Annotated in this window: 21 protein-coding genes and 1 pseudogene; 6 read left to right on the forward strand and 16 right to left on the reverse strand. The window is 68.2% G+C overall.

Annotation, left to right across the window (positions count from 1 at the left end; genetic code table 11):
- Positions 1-11: 11 nt before the first annotated feature.
- The 12 genes from lpqB to OYT95_RS04930 form a co-directional block, all read right to left on the reverse strand.
- Positions 12-1805 (reverse strand): MtrAB system accessory lipoprotein LpqB, encoded by a 1794-nt coding sequence (lpqB, locus tag OYT95_RS04875; RefSeq protein ID WP_081792783.1) that lies wholly within the window; start codon positions 1803-1805, stop codon positions 12-14.
- Entirely contained in the window at positions 1802-3574 is a 1773-nt protein-coding gene (gene mtrB, locus OYT95_RS04880) for an MtrAB system histidine kinase MtrB (protein WP_037245119.1), read from the reverse strand. The genes lpqB and mtrB overlap by 4 nt, the downstream gene beginning before the upstream one ends.
- Positions 3571-4248 carry an MtrAB system response regulator MtrA gene (gene mtrA, locus OYT95_RS04885; RefSeq protein WP_005240059.1) on the reverse strand — a complete coding sequence of 226 codons (678 nt, stop codon included), beginning with the start codon at positions 4246-4248 and terminating at the stop codon, positions 3571-3573. Before mtrA ends, mtrB begins: the two co-directional genes overlap by 4 nt.
- Positions 4249-4293: 45 nt before the next feature.
- Positions 4294-4977, reverse strand: coding sequence for a dTMP kinase (locus OYT95_RS04890; RefSeq protein ID WP_037245116.1), 684 nt, complete (start codon positions 4975-4977; stop codon positions 4294-4296).
- Positions 4978-5033: 56 nt separating this feature from the next.
- Positions 5034-6518 carry an adenosylhomocysteinase gene (gene ahcY, locus OYT95_RS04895; RefSeq protein ID WP_037245113.1) on the reverse strand — a complete coding sequence of 495 codons (1485 nt, stop codon included), beginning with the start codon at positions 6516-6518 and terminating at the stop codon, positions 5034-5036.
- A 90-nt stretch (positions 6519-6608) separates the two neighbouring features.
- Positions 6609-7229 carry a TetR/AcrR family transcriptional regulator gene (locus OYT95_RS04900; RefSeq protein WP_037245110.1) on the reverse strand — a complete coding sequence of 207 codons (621 nt, stop codon included), beginning with the start codon at positions 7227-7229 and terminating at the stop codon, positions 6609-6611.
- A gap of 84 nt (positions 7230-7313) precedes the next feature.
- The gene (locus OYT95_RS04905) at positions 7314-8822 is read right to left on the reverse strand and encodes an amino acid permease (RefSeq protein ID WP_009479525.1); all 1509 of its coding nucleotides are present in this window, start codon (positions 8820-8822) and stop codon (positions 7314-7316) included.
- A gap of 33 nt (positions 8823-8855) precedes the next feature.
- The gene (locus tag OYT95_RS04910) at positions 8856-9776 is read right to left on the reverse strand and encodes a cation diffusion facilitator family transporter (protein ID WP_037245103.1); all 921 of its coding nucleotides are present in this window, start codon (positions 9774-9776) and stop codon (positions 8856-8858) included.
- Positions 9777-9854: 78 nt separating this feature from the next.
- Positions 9855-11087: a mannose-6-phosphate isomerase, class I gene (gene manA / locus OYT95_RS04915; protein WP_037245101.1), complete on the reverse strand. Its 1233-nt coding sequence runs from the start codon at positions 11085-11087 to the stop codon at positions 9855-9857.
- Entirely contained in the window at positions 11087-12166 is a 1080-nt protein-coding gene (locus OYT95_RS04920) for a hypothetical protein (protein WP_009479522.1), read from the reverse strand. The genes manA and OYT95_RS04920 overlap by 1 nt, the downstream gene beginning before the upstream one ends.
- 77 nt (positions 12167-12243) lie before the next feature.
- On the reverse strand, positions 12244-13611 hold the full coding sequence (locus tag OYT95_RS04925; protein WP_037245098.1) for a phosphomannomutase/phosphoglucomutase: 1368 nt from the start codon (positions 13609-13611) through the stop codon (positions 12244-12246).
- Positions 13612-13715: 104 nt separating this feature from the next.
- Entirely contained in the window at positions 13716-14111 is a 396-nt protein-coding gene (locus tag OYT95_RS04930; protein WP_037245096.1) for a DUF3499 domain-containing protein, read from the reverse strand.
- Between the two features lie 80 nt (positions 14112-14191).
- Here OYT95_RS04930 and OYT95_RS04935 point away from each other — a divergent pair, with 80 nt between their 5' ends.
- Positions 14192-14683 (forward strand): metallopeptidase family protein, encoded by a 492-nt coding sequence (locus OYT95_RS04935; protein ID WP_029539455.1) that lies wholly within the window; start codon positions 14192-14194, stop codon positions 14681-14683.
- Here OYT95_RS04935 and OYT95_RS04940 read toward each other — a convergent pair whose 3' ends face one another.
- Positions 14684-14944 carry a WhiB family transcriptional regulator gene (locus OYT95_RS04940; protein ID WP_166680705.1) on the reverse strand — a complete coding sequence of 87 codons (261 nt, stop codon included), beginning with the start codon at positions 14942-14944 and terminating at the stop codon, positions 14684-14686.
- 467 nt (positions 14945-15411) lie between these two features.
- On the opposite strand from OYT95_RS04940, the gene cofD reads away from it, so the two are divergent.
- From cofD to OYT95_RS44645, 4 genes and pseudogenes are all read left to right on the forward strand, one after another.
- The gene (cofD, locus tag OYT95_RS04945) at positions 15412-16377 is read left to right on the forward strand and encodes a 2-phospho-L-lactate transferase (protein ID WP_112299298.1); all 966 of its coding nucleotides are present in this window, start codon (positions 15412-15414) and stop codon (positions 16375-16377) included.
- On the forward strand, positions 16374-17738 hold the full coding sequence (locus OYT95_RS04950) for a coenzyme F420-0:L-glutamate ligase (protein ID WP_268790895.1): 1365 nt from the start codon (positions 16374-16376) through the stop codon (positions 17736-17738). The genes cofD and OYT95_RS04950 overlap by 4 nt, the downstream gene beginning before the upstream one ends.
- A gap of 10 nt (positions 17739-17748) precedes the next feature.
- Positions 17749-18297, forward strand: coding sequence for an NUDIX hydrolase (locus OYT95_RS04955; RefSeq protein WP_268790896.1), 549 nt, complete (start codon positions 17749-17751; stop codon positions 18295-18297).
- A gap of 448 nt (positions 18298-18745) precedes the next feature.
- Positions 18746-18895 (forward strand): annotated as a pseudogene (locus OYT95_RS44645) (zinc ribbon domain-containing protein); the annotation flags it as partial.
- A 146-nt stretch (positions 18896-19041) separates the two neighbouring features.
- On the opposite strand, the gene OYT95_RS04960 reads toward OYT95_RS44645, so the two are convergent.
- The 3 genes from OYT95_RS04960 to rfbD are packed head-to-tail and all read right to left on the reverse strand — an operon-like array spanning position 19042 to position 21893.
- A complete protein-coding gene (locus OYT95_RS04960) occupies positions 19042-20121 on the reverse strand; it encodes a sugar phosphate nucleotidyltransferase (protein ID WP_037245084.1) in 1080 nt (359 codons plus the stop codon).
- Positions 20111-21010, reverse strand: a complete 900-nt coding sequence (locus OYT95_RS04965; RefSeq protein WP_128639027.1) for a glycosyltransferase family 2 protein — start codon at positions 21008-21010, stop codon at positions 20111-20113. The genes OYT95_RS04960 and OYT95_RS04965 overlap by 11 nt, the downstream gene beginning before the upstream one ends.
- A gap of 34 nt (positions 21011-21044) precedes the next feature.
- Positions 21045-21893, reverse strand: a complete 849-nt coding sequence (rfbD, locus tag OYT95_RS04970) for a dTDP-4-dehydrorhamnose reductase (RefSeq protein ID WP_268790897.1) — start codon at positions 21891-21893, stop codon at positions 21045-21047.
- A 68-nt stretch (positions 21894-21961) separates the two neighbouring features.
- Between rfbD and OYT95_RS04975 the strand changes: the two genes are divergently transcribed.
- Complete coding sequence (locus tag OYT95_RS04975; RefSeq protein WP_442972543.1) at positions 21962-23491, forward strand: LCP family protein; 1530 nt, start codon at positions 21962-21964, stop codon at positions 23489-23491.
- Positions 23492-23513: the final 22 nt, after the last annotated feature.

Genomic DNA, 23513 nt, shown 5'->3' on the forward strand with positions numbered 1-23513 from the left:
CACCGACAGCCTCAGCCCGGCAGGACCGGGATCGCCTTCACACCCGTCAACCCGGGAACCTCCCGCCAGTACCGGTCGCCCGCCGGATCGTTGTTGTTCAACTGGAACACCGCCCGGGAGTCGGCGACGAACTCCGTGGTCGTCGACGCGTCCACGGCGACCACCGGTGCGGTCAGGTTGCGACTCGGCAGCGCGTCCATCCGCGAGCCGTCGACGGCCACCTGCACCACCGGGATGTCCGAGGCGGCGCGCGCGACGACGATCGTGTCGCTCGTGCTCCAGTCCAGGGACAGCGCCGGGCTGCCCAGGCCGATCGCGACCGCACGGGGATTCGTCAAAGCGTACTCACCACCCGGCATCTGGGTGACGATGGCGAGATAGACCTTGCCGTCGACGATCAGTGCCGCCCGTACCCCGTCGCGGGACAGCCGCAACTCGGTGATCGTGGCACCGAGCGCGGTGACGGCGCCGGCGTCGACGTTGACCACCGACGTCCGGCCGGTGCCGGGCTCGCGCAACACCCGAATGACGGTGTTGCCGTTGACCGCTGCCCAGATCGCCGAATTGTCGGGTGCCCATGTCGGGCGGGTGATCGCGCCGCCCTCGAGCACCGACGCGGCACCGTCCTCGTACGCGCCGACCATGAGCGAACTCGCGGGTTCCGGCGCGGGACGCCCGGTGTCCGCGACGGCGGCGACCAGCTTTCCGTCCTGGGACAGTGCGAGCGAACGCATGTTGCGGGCCGAACCGAAGTACCCGGGCACCGGAGTGACACCGGTTTCGGTGACGCTCACCATCGACCCCTCACGCAGCGCGTGCAACCCCACGGTGGCGCTCGACGTCGCGAACGGGTTCATGGACGCGACGTCGGCGGTGGTCCACCCGTTCGGGAACCGCTCGTCGAAGGGCTCGCCGTCGGCGAGCAGTACATAGGGACCCGAGATCTCCGCGTTGGCCAGCGTCCAGATCACCTGCGCTGCGAACAGCTGCTTCGCCTGCGCGTCCATCGGCGGCACGCCGGCGAAGTCGATCCGGATCCCGCCGAGCCCCACCCCCACCTGCGCGGTGCGGCCGTCGGCCTTCGTGATGGGGCCCCGCACCGACACCCCGTCGCCGAGCTCGTTGCGTACGGCCGGGGCCAGGGCGGCCTTCGGGCCGTCGATCAGCAGCCCGATCAGCTGCGACGCCATCTGGTCCTGGGCGCCCGACACCCAGCGCGGATCCGGTACCACCGTCGTCCCGGCCGGGTCGAGGAAGTACAGCGATTTGCGCTGGTAGGTGTTCAGGAACTGCGCCCGGTCGAGGATCACGCCTGCGGGGAGCTCGGAGATCCGCCACTCACCGCCCTGCAGCTCCAGACTGATCTTCGTCTCGAAACTGCCCTCCTCCGCCACGTACAGTCCGCCGGGCTCGAGCTGCCCCACCTTGTTGGCGCGGATCGTGTACGTCGCCTGGTCGGCCGACCGTGTCTCCGGCAGGACGTCGACCTTGTCGACGATGGTCGCACTGGCCGCGTCGTCCCACCTGCCGGACACACCGGGGGTGAGGAATTGGCGGGCGGCGAGGTGCCGGTCGGACGGATCGGTGCTGGCCTTGAAGAAGTCGCGCAGCAGCAGGTCGGGTTCACGCCCCGGCGCCGGGGCCGCGACGCTCGATCCGGGCGAGTCACGATTGATCGTGCCGATCGCCTGCGGTGTGGAGGAATCCGGGAGGCTGGCGCACCCACTGACCGTCACGAGGACCGCGAGGGCGATCGCACCGCACACCGACCGCGACTGAAGGGCGGATCGCCGGCCGGGCATCACAGGTCCCGCTCCGGAAGGTGCGAACCGTCTCGGTCACCGACGTGCGCACGCTCACGCTTCTGGGGAACCGTGCGAGACTCGTCGGCCGCCGTCTCCGGACTCTCATTGCGCACCGGCAACGTGGTGTCACCCGGGACGGGCTGCCCCTGAACGTATTTCGCGGTTCCCGGCTTCAGCGGCAGCGGGCTCGACACGACCTTCCGGCCCCGCACCCGCGGCAGTGTCAGCCGGAAGCAGGCGCCCTGCCCTGGTTCGCCCCACGCCTCGAGCCTCCCGTCGTGGAGATTCGCGTCCTCCACGCTGATCGCGAGTCCGAGGCCGGTACCGCCCGACCGTCGCACACGCGACGGGTCGGACCGCCAGAACCTGTTGAACACCAGCTTCTCCTCGCCCGGCCGCAGGCCCACGCCCTGGTCGCGCACGATGAACGCCGCAGCGCTGTCGTCGGCGCGCAGGCGCAGGAGCACCGGTTTGCCTTCTCCGTGATCGATCGCATTCGCGAGGAGGTTCCGCAGAATGCGTTCCACGCGACGCGGGTCCACCTCGGCCATAACTGCCTGATCGGGCAGGTCCACGATCAGTTCGGTCCCGCTCTCGCGGGCGAGGTGACGGACCGTCGAGACCGCCGCGCGGGCACACATCCGGACGTCCAGTTGCTCGGCGGCCAGTTCCGCGACACCGGCGTCGTGCCTGCTGATCTCGAGGAGGTCGGCCAGCAGCCCCTCGAACCGGTCGAGTTCGGCGACGAGCAACTCCGACGACCGCCGGAGGACGGGGTCGAGATCGTCGCTGCCGTCGTGGATGAGATCGGCCGCCATGCGCACCGTCGTCAGCGGTGTCCGCAGCTCGTGGCTCACGTCGGAGGTGAATCTCTTCTGAAGGTTTCCGAACTCTTCGAGCTGGGTGATCTGTTTCGACAGGCTCTCCGCCATCTCGTTGAACGACATCGCGAGCCGGGCCATGTCGTCCTCACCGCGCACGGGCATGCGTTCCTTCAGCCGGCCGTCGGCGAACCGCACCGCGATCCGGGACGCCGACCGGATGGGCAGAACCACCTGCCGTGCGACGAGGAGCGCGATGGCCGCGAGCAGCACGGCGAGCACCGCACCACCCACCAGTAGCGTGCCGCGGACCAGCGACAGGCTGCGGTCCTCACTGGCCAGCGGGAACACGAGGTACAGCTCGAGCGTGGAGATCGCCGACGCGGTCGGGCTCCCGACTATCAGAGCCGGCCCCGAATAGCCTTCGGGATCGTTCACGGTGGCGAACTGGTAGGCCACCTGACCGGCCTGGACGAACGCCCGCAGTGATTCCGGGATCTGGTCCGCCGGACCGCTGGACGTCGGGGCGCGCGGACCGTCACCGGGCACGATCAGCACGGGATCGAACGTTCCCGCCGACCCCGACGCCTGACCGGCGTCGGGCTCCCGGTTCGTCAGCGCCGCCCGGGCGCCGTCGAGCTGGGTGGTGGGCGAACTACTGTCGTCCGCGCCGGCCAGCTGCCCCTCGACCGTGCTGCGGGCACGGTCCATCTCCTCGGTCGCCGCGTTGATCTTCGTTTCGAGCAGACGATCGGTGATCTGACTCGTCAGCACGACGCCGAGCACGACGATGACGATGAGCGACAACGTCAACGTCGAGACGACGACCCTCAGCTGCAGCGATCGACGCCACGTGTGCGCGAGGGTATTGCTCAGTGAGTGACCCCACCGAAGGATCGGCGAAACGCGTCGGTTGACACGACGCCGCCATCGGGAAACACCTGTCACGGCGGTCCGGCCTTGTAGCCGACCCCCCTGACCGTCAAAACCACTTCGGGATTCTCGGGATCAGTCTCGACCTTGGCCCGCAGACGCTGAACGTGCACGTTGACCAGGCGGGTGTCGGCTGCATGTCGGTAACCCCACACCTGCTCGAGCAGGACCTCGCGGGTGAACACCTGTCGCGGCTTGCGCGCCAGAGCCACCAGGAGGTCGAACTCGAGGGGAGTGAGGGAAATCAGTTCTTCGCCCCGGCTCACCTTGTGGGCGGGAACGTCGATGACGATGTCGGCGATGCTGAGCAGCTCCGCCGGCTCGTCCTCGGTCCGGCGAAGCCGTGCCCGGACCCGCGCCACCAGTTCCTTCGGCTTGAACGGCTTCATGATGTAGTCGTCCGCGCCGGATTCCAATCCGAGGACCACGTCGACGGTGTCCGTCTTCGCGGTCAGCATCACGATGGGGACACCGGAATCGGCCCGCAGGACGCGGCACACGTCGATGCCGTTCATGCCGGGCAGCATCAGGTCGAGCAGCACCAGGTCCGGGCGTGTCTCCCGGACCGCGGTGAGCGCCTGGGTCCCGTCCCCCACCACATACGGATCGAATCCTTCGCCGCGGAGGACGATCGTGAGCATCTCCGCGAGCGCAGTGTCGTCGTCGACAACCAGAATCCTTGGCTTCATGTCCCTATCGTTGCATCTTCGGAGGCCGTAACAGCCCGTTCGCCGTTACGGCGTGCCGTGTTCTTTCTCGTCACGGCGTGCCGTGTCGTCACTCAAGAGTGCCAGGTTTTCGGCGAGCGTGACCGGATCGGTGTCCGGAGTGAGCACCCACCACGGCGAAATCCAGTCCTTCACGGCCAGCTCGCGGTACACCTCGCCGGTGCGTTCCTGCAGTCCACGGTCGCGTTCGTAGGCGTCGAGCGACCGGCTCGCATCCGCCGATTCGCGGCCGCGGGCGCGTTGCGCGGCGAGGGCAACGGGAACGTCCAAATACAGTTGCAGGTCGGGCCGGGGCAGCCCCAACCGTACGAATTCGAGGTTCGCCACCCACTCGACGAACTCGCCGTCCGCCCCCTGATGCAACCGGGCCGCACCGTAGGCGGCGTTGGACGCCACATAGCGGTCGAGAATCACCAGGTCGTGTTCGGCGAGCAGCGCGGACAGCTCCCCGACGGCGCCGGACCGGTCCAGCGCGAACATCACGGCCATCGCGTGCACGGAGTCGCTGAGGTCACCGTGCGCGCCCTTGAGAGCCTCGGACGCCAGATCCGCGTGCACGGACCTGCCGTACCGCGGAAAGTCGAGGGTGCCGACCGTCAGGCCCTGTTCGGTGAGGCGTGCCACCACTGCGCCGACGAGTGTTCGCTTGCCCGCGCCGTCCAGGCCTTCCAGCGCAATCAGTTTTCCCACGAGGAAGAAGGCTATCCCCCGGCCCGTACGCGACGGACCGGGGGACGCCGCGATCTCTAGTACCGGTAGTGCTCGGGCTTGAACGGGCCCTCGACGTCGACGCCGATGTACTCCGCCTGCTCCTTCGTGAGCTTGGTGAGCGTGCCACCGAGCGCTTCGACGTGGATCTTCGCGACCTTCTCGTCGAGGTGCTTCGGGAGGCGGTACACCTCGTTGTCGTACTCCTCCGGCTTCGTCCACAGTTCGATCTGCGCGATCACCTGGTTGGAGAAGCTGTTGCTCATCACGAACGAGGGGTGGCCGGTGGCGTTGCCGAGGTTCAGCAGGCGGCCCTCGGACAGCACGATGATCGAGTGGCCGTCCTTGAACCGGAACTCGTCCACCTGCGGCTTGATGTTGATGCGGGTGACCTCGCCGGAGCGCTCGAGGCCGGCCATGTCGATCTCGTTGTCGAAGTGGCCGATGTTGCCCAGGATGGCCTGGTGCTTCATCTGCTTCATGTGCTCGAACGTGATGATGTCCTTGTTGCCCGTGGACGTGATGACGATGTCGGCCCAGCCGATGGCCTGCTCTACCGTCTTCACCTCGAAGCCGTCCATCAGCGCCTGGAGGGCGTTGATGGGGTCGACCTCGGTGACCGCGACGCGGGCACCCTGTCCACGCAGAGCCTCCGCGCAGCCCTTGCCGACGTCGCCGTAACCGCAGACGAGCGCGGCCTTGCCGCCGATCAGCACGTCGGTGCCGCGGTTGATGCCGTCGAGCAGCGAGTGCCGGGTGCCGTACTTGTTGTCGAACTTGCTCTTGGTGACCGAGTCGTTGACGTTGATGGCCGGGAACGCGAGTTCACCGGCGGCCGCGACCTGGTAGAGACGCAGGACACCGGTCGTGGTCTCCTCGGTGACGCCCTGGACCGATTCCGCAACCTTGGTCCACTTGGTCTTGTCGGCTTCGAGAGACTGACGCAGCAGGGCGAGGAACACCTTGTACTCGTCGGAATCCTGCTCGTCGTCCGTGGGCGGCACGACGCCTGCCTTCTCGAACTGCGCGCCCTTGAGGACGAGCATCGTGGCGTCGCCGCCGTCGTCGAGGATCATGTTCGCGGGCTTGTCTGCGTCCGGCCAGGTGAGCATCTGCTCGGCGGCCCACCAGTACTCCTCGAGCGTCTCGCCCTTCCACGCGAAGACCGGGGTGCCCTGCGGCTCCTCGGGCGTGCCGTGCGGGCCGACGACGATCGCGGCGGCGGCGTGATCCTGCGTCGAGAAGATGTTGCACGAGGCCCAGCGGACCTCGGCGCCCAGCGCAACGAGCGTCTCGATGAGGACGGCCGTCTGGATGGTCATGTGCAGCGAACCGGAAATGCGAGCACCCTTGAGCGGCAGCACCTCTGCGTACTCGCGGCGAAGCGCCATCAGTCCCGGCATCTCGTGCTCGGCGAGCCGGATCTCCTTGCGGCCGAACTCGGCGAGCGAAAGGTCCGCCACCTTGAAATCGATCCCGTTTCGGCTCTCGGCCACGGGCGTGGTTGAAACTGAGGTCGTCATCTGCCTCTCCTGGTTGACTGCTGTTTCGATCAAGGCTATCGGTACTGCGGGCCGAGGGTCACACTCACGTGAGGCTGCGCCGCGGAGCGGTCACTCCCGATCGGCCCCGTCGACCGCCTCGTCCACGAAAGGCCCCAGAAGAGCACCCAGATCCTCGGCGACGTTGGCCTCGGATTCGGGTGGCATCGAGATGTAACTCATAGCGAGGCGCACGATGGCGCGGCTGAGAATCCCCGCGTCCGACGGGTTCGCCCGCACCCAGCACCGCTGGAAGACGTCGGCGAGCCGCGTGGACGCCCGCTCGATGATCGGCGCGCTCTCGGTCGTGATCAGACGCAGCAGATCGGGCTTGGTCTCGCCGCGCAGAAGTGACTGCACGAGCGGGTCGGACAGGCTCGCCGCGAAGAACGCGGTGAACCCGGAGAGCAGCGCGGCACGACCCTCCCCGACGTTCGCCACGAGCGCCTCGTCGACGGCGTCGACCAGCTCGTCGGCCAGCCGGAGGGCGTACGCCTCCGCCAGCCCCTGCCGGGACTTGAACTCGTTGTAGAGCGTCTGCCTGCTCACCCCGGCGCCGGTCGCGACATCCGACATCGTGATGTCCGACCAGTCCTTCTCGAACAAGAGATCCCGCATCGCATCGAGCACCGACTGACGCAGCAGCAACCGCGCAGCCTCCTGATAGGGCACCCGGACACGCGACGAAGTCATGGCGAAGACATTAGTGCCCGCCGCCTGCGGGGTACTCGCCCGGTACTGCCGCTCCGGCCCCCCGACGTCGAATCCCGTTGCGTGTCAGACCTCGCCGCGGCTTCGTCGCTCCATCATCGAGTGGCGGCGGCTGTAGGCGAAGTAGATGATCACGCCGAGCGCCATCCACACGATGAACCGGATCCACGTCTCCACGGACAGATTCACCATCAACCACAGGCAGGCGAGGACGGCGAGGACGGGCACCCACGGAACCAGTGGGACACGGAATCCGCGGGGCAGGTCCGGTCGCGTCCGGCGCAGCACGATCACGCCGACCGACACGAGGACGAACGCGAACAGCGTTCCGATGTTGACCATCTCCTCGAGGGTGCCGATCGGGAAGATTCCCGCGAGCACCGCCACCACGACACCGACCAGCACGGTGATCCGGACGGGTGTGCCGTGCTTGCCGGTCGGCGCCAGCCGCCTCGGCATCAGTCCGTCCCGGGACATGGCGAACAGAACCCGGGTCTGCCCGAGCATCAGCACCATCACCACGGTGGTCAGGCCCGCCAGCGCACCGAACGAGATCAGGTTCTTCGCCCACGTGATCCCGTGGATGCCGAACGCAGTGGCCAGATTGGAACTGTCCCCGGCCAATTCGTGGTAGTCGACCATGCCGGTGAGCACCAGCGTCACCGCCACGTACAGGATCGTCACGATCAGCAGCGATCCCAGAATTCCGCGGGGCAACGCCTTCTGCGGATCCTTCGTCTCCTCGGCGGTGGTGGCGACGATGTCGAAACCGATGAACGCGAAGAACACCAGGCTCGCCGCCGCCAACAGCCCGTACCAGCCGAACGTGCTGCCGCCGGCTCCCGTGACGTAGGAGAACAGGGACTGATGGATGCCCTCGCCCGTGCTGCCCGCCTCGGACGGGGGGATGTACGGGGAGTAGTTGTCGGTGTCGATGTAGAACGCGCCCACCACCACCACGACGAGCACCACCGCCACCTTGATCGAGGTGATCACGAGCGAGACCCGCGACGACAGCTTGGTGCCCGTCGCCAGCACGACGGTGATGATCGCGACGATGAGTACCGCACCCCAGTCGAACGTGACCGAGCCGATCTGCGCCACCGGTGTGTGGTTGCCGATCACCTCACCGAGATAGAGCGACCAGCCCTTCGCCACGACCGACGCGGCGAGCGCGAATTCGAGGATGAGGTCCCAGCCGATGATCCACGCGATCAGTTCACCGAACGTCGCGTAGGAGAACGTGTACGCGCTGCCCGCGACCGGGACGGTCGAGGCGAACTCGGCGTAGCAGAGCGCGGCGAGCCCGCACGCGATGGCGGCGATCACGAACGCCGCCGACACCGAGGGACCGGCGACGTTGCCTGCGGTGCGCGCGGTGAGCGTGAAGATGCCGGCACCGATGACGACGGCGACACCGAAGACGGTCAGGTCCCACGCCGTCAGATCCTTGCGGAGTTTGGTTTCCGGTTCGTCCGTGTCTCGGATCGACTGCTCGATCGACTTGGTGCGGAACAATCCGGTCGGCCTGCCGCCTAGGTGCGGTTCTCCGCTGCCTTTGTCCTGGATGGCCACATCAGCCTCCTCAATCGAAAGTTGCCGTTCAGCCTATGCTTCGGTTGCCCGGAACAGGTCGGGTTCGATGTAGATGCGGCGAGCCGCGGGGACTGCGCCGCGTACGCGCGCCTCGGCCTCGTCGATGGCTTCGGCGACCGCGCTGATGTCCGATCCGGCGGCCACGGCCACTTTCGCGGCCACGAGGATTTCCTCGGGTCCGAGGTACTGCGTCTTGCAATGGATGACGCGCTCGATCTTCTCGCCGTCGACGAGCGCGGCGAGAATGCGTGACTCCTCGTCGGCGGTCGCTCCTTCACCGATCAGCAGGCTCTGCATCTCGACGATGAGGATGATCGCGATGATTCCGAGCAGGGCGCCGATACAGAGGGTGCCGACACCGTCCCACACCGGATCCCCGGTGAGCATCGTCAGTCCGACACCACCGAGCGCGAGAACCAGACCGACCAGCGCGCCGGTGTCCTCGAGCAGCACGACGGGAAGCTCCGGGCTGCGCGACGTGCGAATGAATCCCCACCAGCTCGCCCGCCCCTTGAGGGGACGCGACTCCCGCACCGCGGTGATGAAGCTGAACGTCTCGAGCCCGATGGCGATCACCAGGATGACCACCGCCACGAGGGGGGACGTGAGTTCCTCGGGGTGCTGGATCTTGTGGATGCCCTCGTAGATCGCGAACAGCGAACCGAGGCTGAACAACACGAGTGCGACGACGAACGAGTAGAAGTATCGGCTACGCCCGTAACCGAACTGGTGCAGATCGTCGGCGGCGCGTTCGGCCTTCTTCTGGCCGAGCAGCAGCAGGCCCTGGTTGGAGGTATCGGCCACCGAGTGCACGGATTCCGCCAGCATGGACGACGAGCCGGTGATCAGGAAGCCGGCGAACTTGGCAACCGCGATACCGGCATTGGCGCCGAGCGCGGCGAGAATCGCCTTCTTTCCCCCATGAGCCGACAACTGACTTCTCCTCTCGGTCGCACACGACCCTCACGACGGGCCGCGGAGCCCTTCTCGGATCGCAGGGCGGGTCACAGGCTACGCGATCGGCGGGCCGACCCTCGCACTGAACAACTGGGCGCACTCGGTGCCCGCGGTCACCACCACTTCAGGGTCCTCGGCCGCAATCCAGACGGCGTTGCCCTGAGACAATTCGAGGGCATCGGTTCCGCACCGCAGCTCCACCGAACCCGAGGTGCACAGCAGAATGTGCGGCCCCTCCGAGTCGAGCCGGTGCTCGGTCGGGCCGTCCGGCGACAGGTCGATCCGCGCGAGGACGAATTCCGGCGCGGGCGTGGCGTACACGAACTCGCCACGGCCCGGGCGCTCCTCCGCCTCCAGTATCGGAATGTCGACGGTGTCGAAGTCGAGGACGCGCAGCAACTCCGGAACATCCACGTGCTTCGGTGTGAGCCCCCCGCGCAGCACGTTGTCGGAGTTGGCCATGATCTCGACGGCCATCCCGTGCAAGTAGGCGTGGAGGTTGCCCGCGTCGAGATACAGCCCCTGCCCTGGTTCGAGGGTGACCCGGTTCAGGAGGAGCGCGGCGAGCACACCCGCGTCCCCCGGGTACACCTCACTCAATTCGAGGGCCGTGCGGATCTCCGCCGCGAACTCGCCGTCCTTGGTGTTCGACAGATAGGCAACGCATCCGTCGAGCACCCTCGGCATCAGCGCGCCGAGCACCGGCTGCGGCAACGTGATCCACGTGGTGAACAGCGCGCGGAGACCGTCCGAGTCGGGTTGCCCCGCAATCAGGCCGGCGTAGGGCTGCAGTTCCGGAACCGCGATCGCCTCGAGCAGTTTGACCGTGCGCTCGGGGTCCCGGAAACCGGCGAGCGCGTGGAACCTGCTGAGGGCCACGACGAGTTCCGGTTTGTGGCTGGCGTCCTTGTAGTTGCGGACCGACGATTCGAGGGGAATTCCCGCCTCGTTCTCCCGGGCGAACCCCTCCCACGCCTGCTCGGCGCTCGGATGGGCCTGCAACGACAGCGGTTCCTCCGACGCGAGCAACTTCAGCAGGAACGGGAGGCGTTCGCCGAACGTCTCCACACTCCGCTTGCCGAGCTGGCGTTCGGGTTCCGAGTGCACCAGGTCCAGAAGGGACCGGGGCCCCTCCTCGGTGAGGACGCGGGCGGGATCACCCGGGTGCGCGCCCAACCACAGTTCCGCCTCAGGATGGGCCGTCGGAACCGGAAGTCCACGCAGCTGTGCGATGGCTGTGCGCGATCCCCATGCGTAGGACCGGAGCGCACCTTCGAGTCGGTGCACTAGATACCGCCGATCAACTGGAGATACGCGGCAGTCATGTCGAGCCTGCCGACGAGAACCGCCGCCTGTTCCAGCTCGGGACGCTGCGACGGAACCTGACCCTCGTCCGAGGACGCGACGACGAGGTCGACGTCGCCCAGGGCGGCGATCCTGCGTTCGACGAGCATCCGATCGGCGTCGGCCGACAACACGAACGTGCGCACCGGGCTCGCCGAGGGCGGACCGTCCAACTCGGGATCGTGGAATATCGAGTCGTGCGCGGAGAGCGCCTGGTCGACACGGAACGTGCCCGCCGCGCTCAGGACGTCCGGGAGTTCCGACGCGGTCGCCACGCGGCCCGCGTGCAGCAGCGCCTCGGCGCCGTGCCGGGCCAGTTCCACCGTGCTCTCCGTGTCACCCGTGAGCACGATGCGGCGTCCCTGCATGCGGGAGGCCAGCGATTTCGCGGGATTGTGGAACACCTCGCTGTTCGGCCTGTCACGCAGCGCCTCACCGTCGACGGCGTCGGCGATCTGCTCGAGGTCGGGAACCTCGTCGCCCCAGCGTTCCGAACCGACCACCCGGAGGACGGCCAGCAGTACGGCGAAGTACCGCAGCAGACCGTGCCGGGTGAGTGCCCGGACCCGCGGCGCGAACATGACGACCCGTCCGGCCGCCGCGGCCTGCAAGGGTCCCTCGTCCGGCGCCGCCACCACCACTTCGGCGCCGCGGCGCACCGCCGCGTCGATGGCCTGCACGAGCCGGGGGTCGCCTGCGTCGTCGCCGGCCACCACCACCACGTCGAGTGGGCCCACCCACACGGGGGTCCGGGTGGCACGCACCAGCGGGAAACCGATCCGTTCGGCGAGGACCGCCGTCAGGATCGCAGCCCCACGGCTGGCACGCCCCGCGCCGGTCACCACCACCACGCTGCGCGGACGCAGTCCCTGCAGTCGTTCGAGAGCCCCCTCCTCGACCGCGGACCGGGTGGCCCGGATCTGGGCACCCCCCATGGCGGCGGAACGCAACACACCCTCGGTGTCCGCCGCGACCAGTGCGTCCCCGTCGTCCAGATCGAACAGGGGCGTCGGCGCTGTCATGACACCGCACCCCCTTTCTTCATCGGTGCAAGCCACATTCGCAACACGAGCAGAACCTGTAGTTCCAACTATGGCAGTCAGGCTCGGACGATGCCCAGTATCTCGGTAACGAGTGCATCTACCTCGGCCGCCGTCGCCGCCTCCACGTTGAGTCGCAGCAGCGGTTCGGTGTTGGAGGCCCGCAAGTTGAACCACGCGCCGTCCGCCAGTTCGACCGTGACACCGTCGAGCCGGTCCACGACCGTGGTGCGGTCCGAGAACGCCGACAGCACCGCGTCGGTCCTTTCGGCGGCGTCCGCGACGGTCGAGTTGATCTCTCCCGACGCCGCGTACCGCTCGTACTTCGCCATCAGCTCGGACAGCGGACGATCCTGCTCCCCCAGTGCTGCGAGAACATGCAGTCCGGCGAGCATCCCGGAGTCGGCGCCCCAGAAGTCGCGGAAGTAGTAGTGCGCGGAGTGCTCGCCGCCGAAGATCGCGCCCGTCTCGGCCATCTGCTGCTTGATGAACGAATGCCCCACCCGGGTGCGGACCGGGTGTCCGCCCAGCTCACTCACCAGCTCGGGCACCGCGCGGGACGTGATGAGGTTGTGGATGACGGTCGCGCCGGGCTCCTTCGCCAGCTCCCGCTCCGCGACCAGGGCGGTGACGGCGGACGGCGACACCGGGTTGCCGAGCTCGTCGACCACGAAGCAGCGGTCGGCGTCGCCGTCGAAGGCCAGACCGATGTCGGCACCGGTCTCACGGACGTACCGTTGCAGATCCACGAGGTTCGCCGGGTCGAGCGGATTCGCCTCGTGATTCGGGAACGTACCGTCGAGCTCGAAGTACAGCGGCTCCAGCTTCACCGGCATGGGCTCGAACACGGCGGGAACGGTGTGCCCGCCCATTCCGTTGCCCGCGTCGACAGCCACCGTCAGCGGGCGGAGGTCGGAGAGGTTCACCAGTCCGCGGACGAAACTCGCGTACTGCTCGAGCACGTCCTCCTCGGACACCGTGCCGGGAGCGCCGTCGAACGCAGGAACCCCGTCGACGACCTCGGCCGCAATCGTGGAAAGGCCCGTCTCCTGCCCCACCGGCTTGGCGCCTGCGCGGCACAGCTTGATGCCGTTGTACTTCGCCGGGTTGTGGCTCGCCGTGAACATCGCACCCGGGCAGTCGAACAGCCCCGAAGCGAAATACAGCTGGTCGGTGGACGCGAGTCCGATGAGGACGACGTCCAGTCCCTGGGCGGTGACGCCGTCGGCGAACGCTCGGGCCAGCTCCGGAGAGGACGCGCGCATGTCGTAGCCGATCACGACCTTCGTGGCGCTGTCCTCGCGGACGAGTCGTGCGAATGCGCCGCCCACGTCCTGCACGAATGCGGCGTCGATGTGTTCACCGACGACACCCCGCACGTCGTAAGCCTTGATCACGGCATGTACGGACTCGGCTGATCGCGCCACTTCTTGTTTCTCCTTTACGAGCACCAGTGCTGGCGCAAGCCTAATGCCTGCCCGTCGCGGGCCCGGCACGCCGCGGACCGCAGGCCCGGAAGCAGGCCGGGACGTCAGTTGGAAGGGTCGGGAAGTACCCGCAGGTGGCCGCGGCGACCGGTGCGCGCCGGGCCGGGCTGGGTGCCGGTCTCCGCGCGTTCCTCGGTGGACACGGCCCGGTCGGACCGCCCGCGATCGCCGAGACCCGCCTCCCGCACGGCCTCCGCCAGCGCGGTCAGGTCGTCCTCGTCCGGAGTGCTCGACGAGAACCCACCCTCGTACCGAACCAGTTCCCAGCCCTTGGGTGCGGTGATCCTCGACGCGTGCGTTTCGCACAGATCCCACGAGTGCGGCTCGTCGACCGTGGCGAGCGGGCCGACGACGGCAGTGGAGTCGGAGTAGACGTACGTGAGCGTCGCGACAGCGGGGTTCTTGCACCCGGGGCGGCAGCATCGACGCAGAGATCTCACAGCTAGGGAGCCTAGCCCCACGAAGGCCCGACACCTACTCGGACACACCGAGAGTGTGCGGCTGTCGTAATGTCCACACCATGTCCAGAGCACGACGCAGGCGTCCCGTGACCACCCGATCCGTCGACCGACGGGGACGGGGAATCCGCGGGTCCGTGTTCCCTCCGGACGCACCGGCACGACGGAGCCGCGCAGAGAAGTTCGATCTGGTGGTGCTCGAGGCGTTCGCGCCGATCGACGCGCGCTGGCGCGAACGCCTGACGAAGCTGGACATCGCCGTCGACGAGGTCCCGAAGATTCATGCGCTCGACCCGGATTCGGTCAACTGGCCCGCCGAGGTCGTGGCGGACGGGCCCGTGCCGCTGTCCCGACTGATCCCGGCCGGCATCGACCGGCACGGATCCACGACGCGGGCGCGAGTCGTCCTGTTCCGGCGACCGCTCGAACAGCGCGCCAAAGACCCGGACGACCTCACCGACCTGGTGCACGACGTGCTCGTACAGCAGGTGAGTACGTACCTCGGAGTCGAACCCGAGGTCATCGACCCGGATTTGCCGGGCGACGAAGACTGACTAGACGATCCCCCGCTTCAGGCGCCGGCGCTCGCGCTCCGACAATCCACCCCAGATACCGAACCGCTCGTCATTGGCCAGTGCGTAGTCGAGGCATTCGTCCCGCACCTCACAGCCCAGGCAGATGCGCTTCGCTTCCCTGGTGGAGCCTCCCTTTTCGGGGAAGAAGGCCTCAGGGTCGGTCTGCGCACAGAGCGCGCGTTCCTGCCACTGATCCTCGATGGTCTCGAACAGCTCGTCGAAACCGGTCACCAGACTCAACGCCGGGCGAGGGCCCGTCGTCTCGACTTCCTGTGCGACGAGTTCCCGCACAGGAATTTCTTTCACACTGTCTTCTTGCACACAGACTTCTTGAACACAGACGCCGTCCGCTGCGCCTGCTTCGGAATTGGTCTGCGGTTCGTCGCTTACTGTGCTCCAGCGAGTCTCCGACTCGATCTGCTCATTGGGCATCGTTCCGCCTCCTCACCTGTGATAGCGCAGAAAATTTCGATCGATCATGTACCCCGAACCGAACACCCCTGCCACCCGTTCGAACAACCGTTCGAATTGATCCCCGCTGCAAGTGATTCCACGCCCACAACGTCGGAATGACATATTTGTGATTAGACACGCCCAGCGTGTCGCGGTCAAGCTAACCGTCGAAAGTCGATTACTATTTCGCGCTCTCAAATCGCTCCGGGGAAGCAGCTCACAGGAGGCGGACAGCCACCGCCTAGGCTTGCATCGTGAACGTGACTGTATTGGTTGGCGGGGTGGGCGGGGCCCGGTTCCTGCAAGGTGTGCGGAGACTTCTGGGGGCCGATTCGGGCCATCGCATTACCGCGGTCGTCAATGTCGGGGACGACGTGTGGATGCACGGGTTGCGGATCTGCCCGGACCTGGACACCTGCATGTATACCCTCGGTGACGGTATCGACACCGAGCGTGGGTGGGGACATGCCGGTGAAACCTGGAACGCCAAGGCCGAACTCGCCGCCTATGGTGCGAAACCCGATTGGTTCGGGCTCGGTGACCGGGACATCGCCACGCACCTGATCCGCACGCAGATGCTGCGGACGGGGTATCCGTTGTCGGCGGTGACCGAGGCGCTGTGCAACCGGTGGCAACCGGGTGTGACCCTGCTGCCGGTGACCGACGACCGTAGCGAAACTCACGTCGTGATCACCGACCCGCAGGACGGGGAGCAGCGGGCGATCCACTTCCAGGAGTGGTGGGTTCGGTACCGCGCCCAGGTCCCGACGCACAGCTTCGCGCACATCGGCGCCGAGCAGGCCGCCCCGGCGCCCGGAGTGCTCGAGGCGATCGAGAGCGCCGACATCGTGCTGCTGGCACCGTCGAATCCGGTGGTCAGTGTCGGCGCGATCCTGGCGGTGCCCGGGATCCGCGGCGGCCTGCGTACCACCGCCGCGAAGGTGGTCGGTGTGTCGCCGATCGTCGGGGGAAAACCGTTGCGGGGCATGGCCGACGAATGCTTGGACGTGATCGGGGTGGACACGTCGGCGGAGGCGATCGGCCGCTGGTACGGGGCCCGGTCCGGGACCGGGATCCTCGACGGCTGGCTGGTCCACGACACCGACACCGCCGAGATCCCCGGCGTGAACGTCGCCCGGGTGCCGCTGATCATGACCGACCCCGACGCGACCGCCGCGATGGTGCGGGCGGCGCTGGACGTGGCGGGGGTGACACTGTGACCGACCCCGCGGGTGCGTCCCGGTCCGATCACGCCCCGGGCGGTGCGGTCGAGATCCGCCCGGTGACCGGGCTGCCCGAGTTCCGGCCCGGCGACGACCTCGCCGGTGCGGTGGTCGCGGCCGCGCCGTGGCTCGCGGACGGTGACGTGCTGGTGGTCACCAGCAAGGTGGTCTCGAAGGTGGAGGGCCGGATCGTGTCCTCGCCGACCGACCCGGAAGAACGCGACGCCGCCCGCCGGCGGCTCGTCGAGCAGGAAGCGGTGCGGGTCGTGGCCCGCAAGGGCCGGACCCTGATCACCGAGAACCGGCTCGGGATCGTGCAGGCGGCGTCGGGCATCGACGGCTCGAACGTCGAGGGCTCCGAACTCGCGCTGCTGCCCGAGGACCCGGACGGCAGCGCCCGCGCCCTGCGGGAGGCGATCGCGGTGGCGCTGGGGGTGCGGGTGGCGGTGGTGGTCACCGACACCATGGGCCGGGCGTGGCGCAACGGGCAGATCGATGCCGCGATCGGTGCGGCCGGGCTTGCGGTGCTGCACGGGTACGCCGGGTCCCGCGACAGTCAGGGCAACGAACTGGCGGTGACGGAGGTGGCGGTCGCCGACGAGATCGCCGCGGCGGGGGATCTGGTCAAGGGCAAACTCGGCGGGGTGCCGGTCGCGGTCGTGCGGGGCCTGGATGTGGCCGACGACGGGTCCGCCGCGCAGGATCTGATCCGGCGCGGCGCCGAGGACCTGTTCTGGCTCGGCACCGCCGAATCCGTGGAGATGGGGCGGGCGGAGGCGCTGCTGCTGCGCCGCTCGGTCCGCCGGTTCGCCGACGACCCGGTCGAACCCGGCGCGGTCCGGGCGTCGATCGCGCAGGCCCTGACCGCGCCGGCGCCGCACCACACCCGGCCGGTCCGGTTCGTGTGGGTCCGCACCCGCACCGTCCGCGATGCACTGCTGACCCGGATGGCCGAGCAGTGGCGCACCGACCTCACCTCCGACGGGATGAGCGCCGACGCGGTGGCCGCGCGGGTGGCCCGCGGGAACATCCTGTTCGACGCACCGGAGGTGATCATCCCGTTCTGCGTCCCCGACGGCGCCCACCACTACCCCGATGAGCGCCGGCGGGCGGCGGAGTCGACGATGTTCACCGTCGCGGTCGGCGCCGCGGTGCAGGCACTGCTGGTGTCGTTGGCGACCAAGGGAATCGGCAGCTGCTGGATCGGGTCGACGATCTTCGCCGCCGACACCGTTCGCGCCACCCTCGACCTGCCCGCCGACTGGCAACCACTCGGCGCGATCGCCGTCGGCCACCCCCTCGAACCACTCACCCCCCGACACGCCGCCGACCCCGGCGACGCCCTGATCGAGAGATGAGCCACGCGCAATGAGCGCCGAATCACTACACCGCACCGCGACCGCCGCGCTCGAGGGCTGGAAAACGCTCGACGAGAACGACGAATCGTTGCGGCACACCATGCTCGCGTTCCTCGCGGCGGCGCCGCTCGGCTGCCTACGCGAGCACGTACCCGGACACATCACGGCGTCCTCCCTCGTCCTGGACGAGGGGGGATGTCACGTACTCCTGACCCTGCATCCCCGGGTCGGCCGGTGGATCCAATTGGGCGGGCACTGTGAGCCTTCCGACGAGACCGTCGTCGATGCCGCGCTGCGGGAGGCGTGCGAGGAATCGGGAATCCCCGACCTCCGGATCGATCCCGACCTGCTGTCGGCGCACACCCACCCGATCACGTGCTCACTCGGACAGCCCACCCGGCACCTCGACCTCCGGTTCCTCGTCCGCGCGCGACCCGGCGCCCACATCGTGCGCAGCTCCGAATCGACGGACCTCCGCTGGTGGCCGGTGGACGCACTGCCGCCGAACGCGGAGAAGTCCACGATCGACCAGCTCGTGCACCTGGCCGGACTGCGCTAGCGGAGCGGCTCCAGCGTCGGGCGCTTCGCCGCGATACGGTCGCCGGAGGATGTTCCCCAGATCGCCGGTCGGCGTAGCCGAGATCCCCCGAACGGGCCGCAAGTTGCTCGGCAACCCGACCCGATCATCCGCGTAATCCGTTGGGACGCCTCGGGTCCGGATCGCCGATCCCTCCGTAAACGAATCGTCGAGCGCCACTTAGCGTGTGAAGCCGCGCGTCACTTCACCAGCGCTTCGGCGGAAGCCGGGCCCTTCATGGCCGGAGGTAGCCGATCAGAGTTGCGTGGTAGAGCCGGGACTGCACGACTCTCCCGGGATCAGGGCTGTTTCTGGTTGGTGATGTATGGGGCGACGTTTGATAGCGGGGTCTCCGGCGGAGGCAACGAAATATGATGGTGGCGAAGAGTGACTGCAGAGGTTTGCCCGGGTGTGGTCGGGGAATCGCTGTCGCGGACAGCGGCAACAACTGCACTCGTGGGCGTATGCACAGTTGCGGGACTTCGTCACCTACAAAGCCGCGTCGGTGGGTGTCCCTGTGGAGGTCATTAACCCGCGGAACACCTCGCGGACGTGCTACCCGTGCGGGCACGTCGACAAGGTACCTGGGGTACGTGCAGAACATGACCACGACGCACGGCTATTGGGCCGCCTAATCAACCGGCCTACAGTCGGCGCGCACCTGACAGCCGGTCGGGGACGCGACTGGCAAACCCGGCCCTTCAGGGCATGGGGTACGTTGATCTCTCACACGTCCGTGCTGAACCGGACCCCGCCGTCGGGCAACGTCACGCCCGGCCACACCCGGGCGCCGCGCAGGAGTTCGCACCGGGCGCCGATGTCGGCTCCGTCACCGATCACCGCGTCACGCACCAGCGCCCGCGGCCCGATGCGTGCGCCGAAACCGATGATGGACCGTTCGACGGTCGCTCCGGCCTCGACCACGGCACCGTCGAACAGCACCGCGCCGTCGAGTCGTGCGCCCGCACCCACCTCGGCGCCGCGGCCGACGACGGTTCCGCCGATCAGCAGCGCACCCGGGGCGACACCCGCACCCGGGTGGACGAGCGATTCGCCGCGGGGCCCGTCGAGCGCAGGCGACGGAGCGATGCCGCGCACCAGGTCCGCGGAACCGCGCACGAAGTCCTCGGGGGTGCCCATGTCGCGCCAGTACGAGGAGTCGACGTGTCCGTACACGCGGGCGTCCTCGGCCAGCAGCGACGGGAACACCTCGCGCTCCACCGACACCGCGCGTCCCTCGGGGATCCGTTCGATGATCTCGCGCTTGAAGACGTAGCAGCCGGCATTGATCTGGTCGGTCGGCGGGTCCTGCGTCTTCTCGAGGAACGCGGTGACCCGGCCGTCCGCGTCGGTGGGCACGCAGCCGAACGCCCGCGGATCCCCGACCCGGACGAGGTGCAGGGTGACGTCGGCGTCCCGGTTCCGGTGGGTGTCGAGGATCGCGCCCAGGTCGGTGCCGCCGAGGACGTCGCCGTTGAAGACCATGGCGTGGTCACCGCGCAGCTTCGGCAGAACGTTGCGGATGCCGCCACCGGTGCCGAGCGGTTCGGTCTCGGTGACGTAGTCGATCTCGAGTCCCAGCTTCGAGCCGTCGCCGAAGTACTCCTCGAAGACCTCCGCCTTGAAGGATGTGCCGAGGACCACGTGCGTGATCCCGGCCGCCCCGATCCGGGCGAGCAGATGCTGGAGGAACGGCAGACCCGCCGTGGGCAGCATGGGCTTGGGCGCCGACAAGGTCAGCGGGCGAAGCCTCGTTCCCTTACCGCCGACCAGCACCACTGCATCGGTCGTCTTCTCAATTGCCATGAGTCGTTCCCCCCTCGTTCTGGTTCGTGCGTCGTTCCCGGACTGCGGCAGCCACGGCGATCTTCGACCGCACTGCCAATCCTCCCCGAAGTGCCCACCGCAGCGGCGCCTGCCACCAGTGGGGATGACGATCGGCCTGGAACCGGTACGCGCTCTGATGGTGAGCGGGCAGCATCAGTTCCGGATGCTTGCCCGCGGCGTGCCCCTTCGCGTGGGTGACCTCGGCGGAGGGCACGTACACGTTGAGCCAGCCGGCCTTGCCCAGCCGGTCACCGAGGTCGACATCCTCCATGTACATGAAGTAGCGGGAATCGAAGCCGTTGATCGAGTCGAAGGCCGCGCGGCGCATCAACAGGCACGAACCGGACAACCAGCCGACCGACCGCTCACTGACCGTCTCGTTCTCCTGGCGGTAGCCGGCAGTCCACGGGTTGGACGGCCACACCGTGCCGAGAACCGCGTGCCCGGCCCCGGACACGAGGTCGGGCACCTGGCGCGCCGACGGGTAGACGCTCCCGTCGGGTTCCAGCACGAGAGGGCCGAGCGCCCCCGCTCGCGGCCAGCGCTCGGCGGCCGCGAGGAGTACGTCGATCGATCCGGGCGCCCAGCGAACATCCGGATTGGCGATGACGACGAATTCGATCTCGTCGTCGATCTCCGCCACAGCCCTGTTGATGGCACCGCCGTAGCCGATGTTCCCGCCGGTCCGCAGCAGGCGCACGTGCTCGTGCGCCGCATCCGCGGCCTCGGGGGCGCCGTCCGTCGATCCGTTGTCGGCCATCACGACCTGCGGATCTTCTTTCGTCGCCTCGGCGAGAGTGCCCAGGAACTGCTCCAGATGCTCGCCTGGCGAATAGGTCACCGTCACCACGGCCAGCTTCGAACTCACGCGGGCAAGCGTAGCCGTTGAAACAGGGTCCGCCTCACACCACTGCATGCAGGGCTGCATGCAACGCGTCTCGCCACGGCCGCAACGGGGTCAGCCCGGCGTCGGCCCACGCACGGCCGGACAGGACCGAGAAGGCCGGTCGCGGGGCGGGCCGCACGAACTGGGCGCTCGTGCACGGGCGCACGCGCCCAGGGTCCGCACCTGCCTCCTCGAACACGGCGCGCGCAAGGTCGAACCAACTCGCCCGGCCCGAGTTGGTCGCGTGCAGCACCGGTGCATCGACGTCGCCGCGCGCGGCGAGTTCGAGCAACGCATCGGCCAGGTCGCCGGCGAATGTGGGCGAGCCCACCTGATCGTCCACGACGTCGACCGTGTCATGTTCACGCTCGAGCCGGAGCATGGTGGAGACGAAGTCGGTGCCGACCCCGGTGTAGACCCAGGCGGTGCGCACGACGTGGGCGGACGGAAGCGCTGCGTGAACGGCGCGTTCGCCGGCGAGTTTCGTGCGCCCGTAGGCGGTCGCGGGTCCGGTCGGGGCGTCCACCTCGTACGGCGTGTCGGCCTGCCCGGCGAAGACGTAGTCGGTGGAGACGTGGATCAGCCGGGCACCCGCCCGGGCGCACGCCGCCGCCAGGTTCGCGGGCCCCGTCTCGTTGACCGCCCGGGCGGTGTCCTCGTCCGACTCCGCAGCGTCGACCGCGGTGTACGCGGCACAGTTGATCACCACCGATCCGTCTTCGACCTGCGCCTTCACCGCGTCGGGGTCGGTGATGTCGAGTTCGTCCGACCCCACACCCCGGGCCCGAATTCCGGTCGCCTCCGCTCGTCGGAGGACATGCCCACCCAACTGTCCACGGGCGCCGGTCACAAGGATGTTCGTCACGGGGGTCAGTCTGGCACGCCGATCGACGCGTCCCTGCTCCCGGCGCGTCGACCAGTAGCCTGGTTTCCGTGTCACACGAGCAACCCGCACCAGACGCACCCCCGAGCACAGCTCGGCGGCCGATTCACATCGCTGTGGCGGTGCTGTCGGTGCTCGCCCTCGTCGTGACGGGATTCGCCTGGCGGAGTATCGACTCGCTGCGCAACAATCTGGCAACCGCGGGCGGCCTGGGCCTCGGCGGGAGCGCCGACGGCGCCGTCGACATCCTCATGGTCGGCACGGACAGCCGCACCGACGCCCACGGCAACCCCCTGTCCCAGGAGGAACTCGACTCGCTTCGGGCCGGCGAGGAGGTGGCATCCAACACCGACACCATCGTCCTCATCCGCGTTCCCAACGACGGGAGCTCCGCCACTGCCATCTCGATCCCCCGCGACTCCTACGTCGACGTGCCGGGCATCGGCATGTCGAAGATCAACGCCGCGTACGGCGCCACCAAGGAGACCGAGCGGCTGAAGCTCGTCGAGGACGGAGCCAGCGACAAGGAAGCCGAGGAGGAGTCGACGAAGGCAGGCCGCGAGGCGCTCATCCAATCGGTGGCCGATCTCACGGGAATCACCGTCGACCACTACGCCGAGGTCGGGCTGCTCGGGTTCGTCCTCCTCACCAACGCCGTCGGCGGCGTCGACGTCTGCCTCAACGAACCGGTGGACGAGGACATGTCCGGCGCGCACTTCCCCGCGGGTGAGCAGACGTTGAAGGGTGCGGACGCTCTGAGCTTCGTCCGCCAGCGCCACGACCTCCCCCGCGGCGACCTCGACCGCATCGTGCGTCAGCAGGTGTTCATGGCCTCGCTCGTCGGCAAGGTGCTGTCCGCGAAGACTCTCAGCGACCCGGGCAAACTGAACGAACTCAGCGGCGCGGTGCAACGCTCGGTCGTGCTCGACGACGACTGGGACATCATCGAGTTCGCCACCCAACTTCAGGACCTCGCCGGCGGCAAGGTGCAGTTCGACACGATTCCGGTCGCGGATCTCAACGGCACGACCGACTACGGCGAGTCCATCGTCGAGGTCAAGCCGAAGGACGTGAAGAAGTACGTGGCCGGTCTGGTCGGCGAGGAGCCCACCGACTCGGAAGACACCACCACGTCCGAGACGCCCAAGATCGACGCCTCGACCGTCACCGTCGACGTTGCGAACGCCAGCGACGTCGGGGGCCTCGCGAACGGCGTCGCCGATGCCCTGACGTCGCTCGGCTACGGCCAGGGCGAGGTCGGCAACTACACGGGCGAGTCGGTGAGCGAGACCACAGTCTTCGCGCACTCCGCGGACGACGACAGCGCGAAGGCGGTCGCCGCAGCACTCGGCGGGCTCCCCACCGACACCGACGCGACACTGCCCGAAGGTTCGGTGCGGGTGGTGCTGTCGAGTGACTACCAGGGGCCGACGTCCGCCGAAACCACCGGCACCACCACGTCGTCCGAGTCCTCGGAGACGGGCCTCGAGCCCGCGTCCACGGCAGGAACGACCCCCACCCCGGCACCGCCCGGCCCGCCCATCGATGCCGGCTCGTCGGGCCCGCGTTGTGTGAACTAGAAAATGAGAGACGGATCGTGTC

The sequence above is a fragment of the Rhodococcus sp. JS3073 genome, assembly GCF_026810085.1.
GTDB classification, from domain to species: domain Bacteria; phylum Actinomycetota; class Actinomycetes; order Mycobacteriales; family Mycobacteriaceae; genus Rhodococcus_F; species Rhodococcus_F wratislaviensis.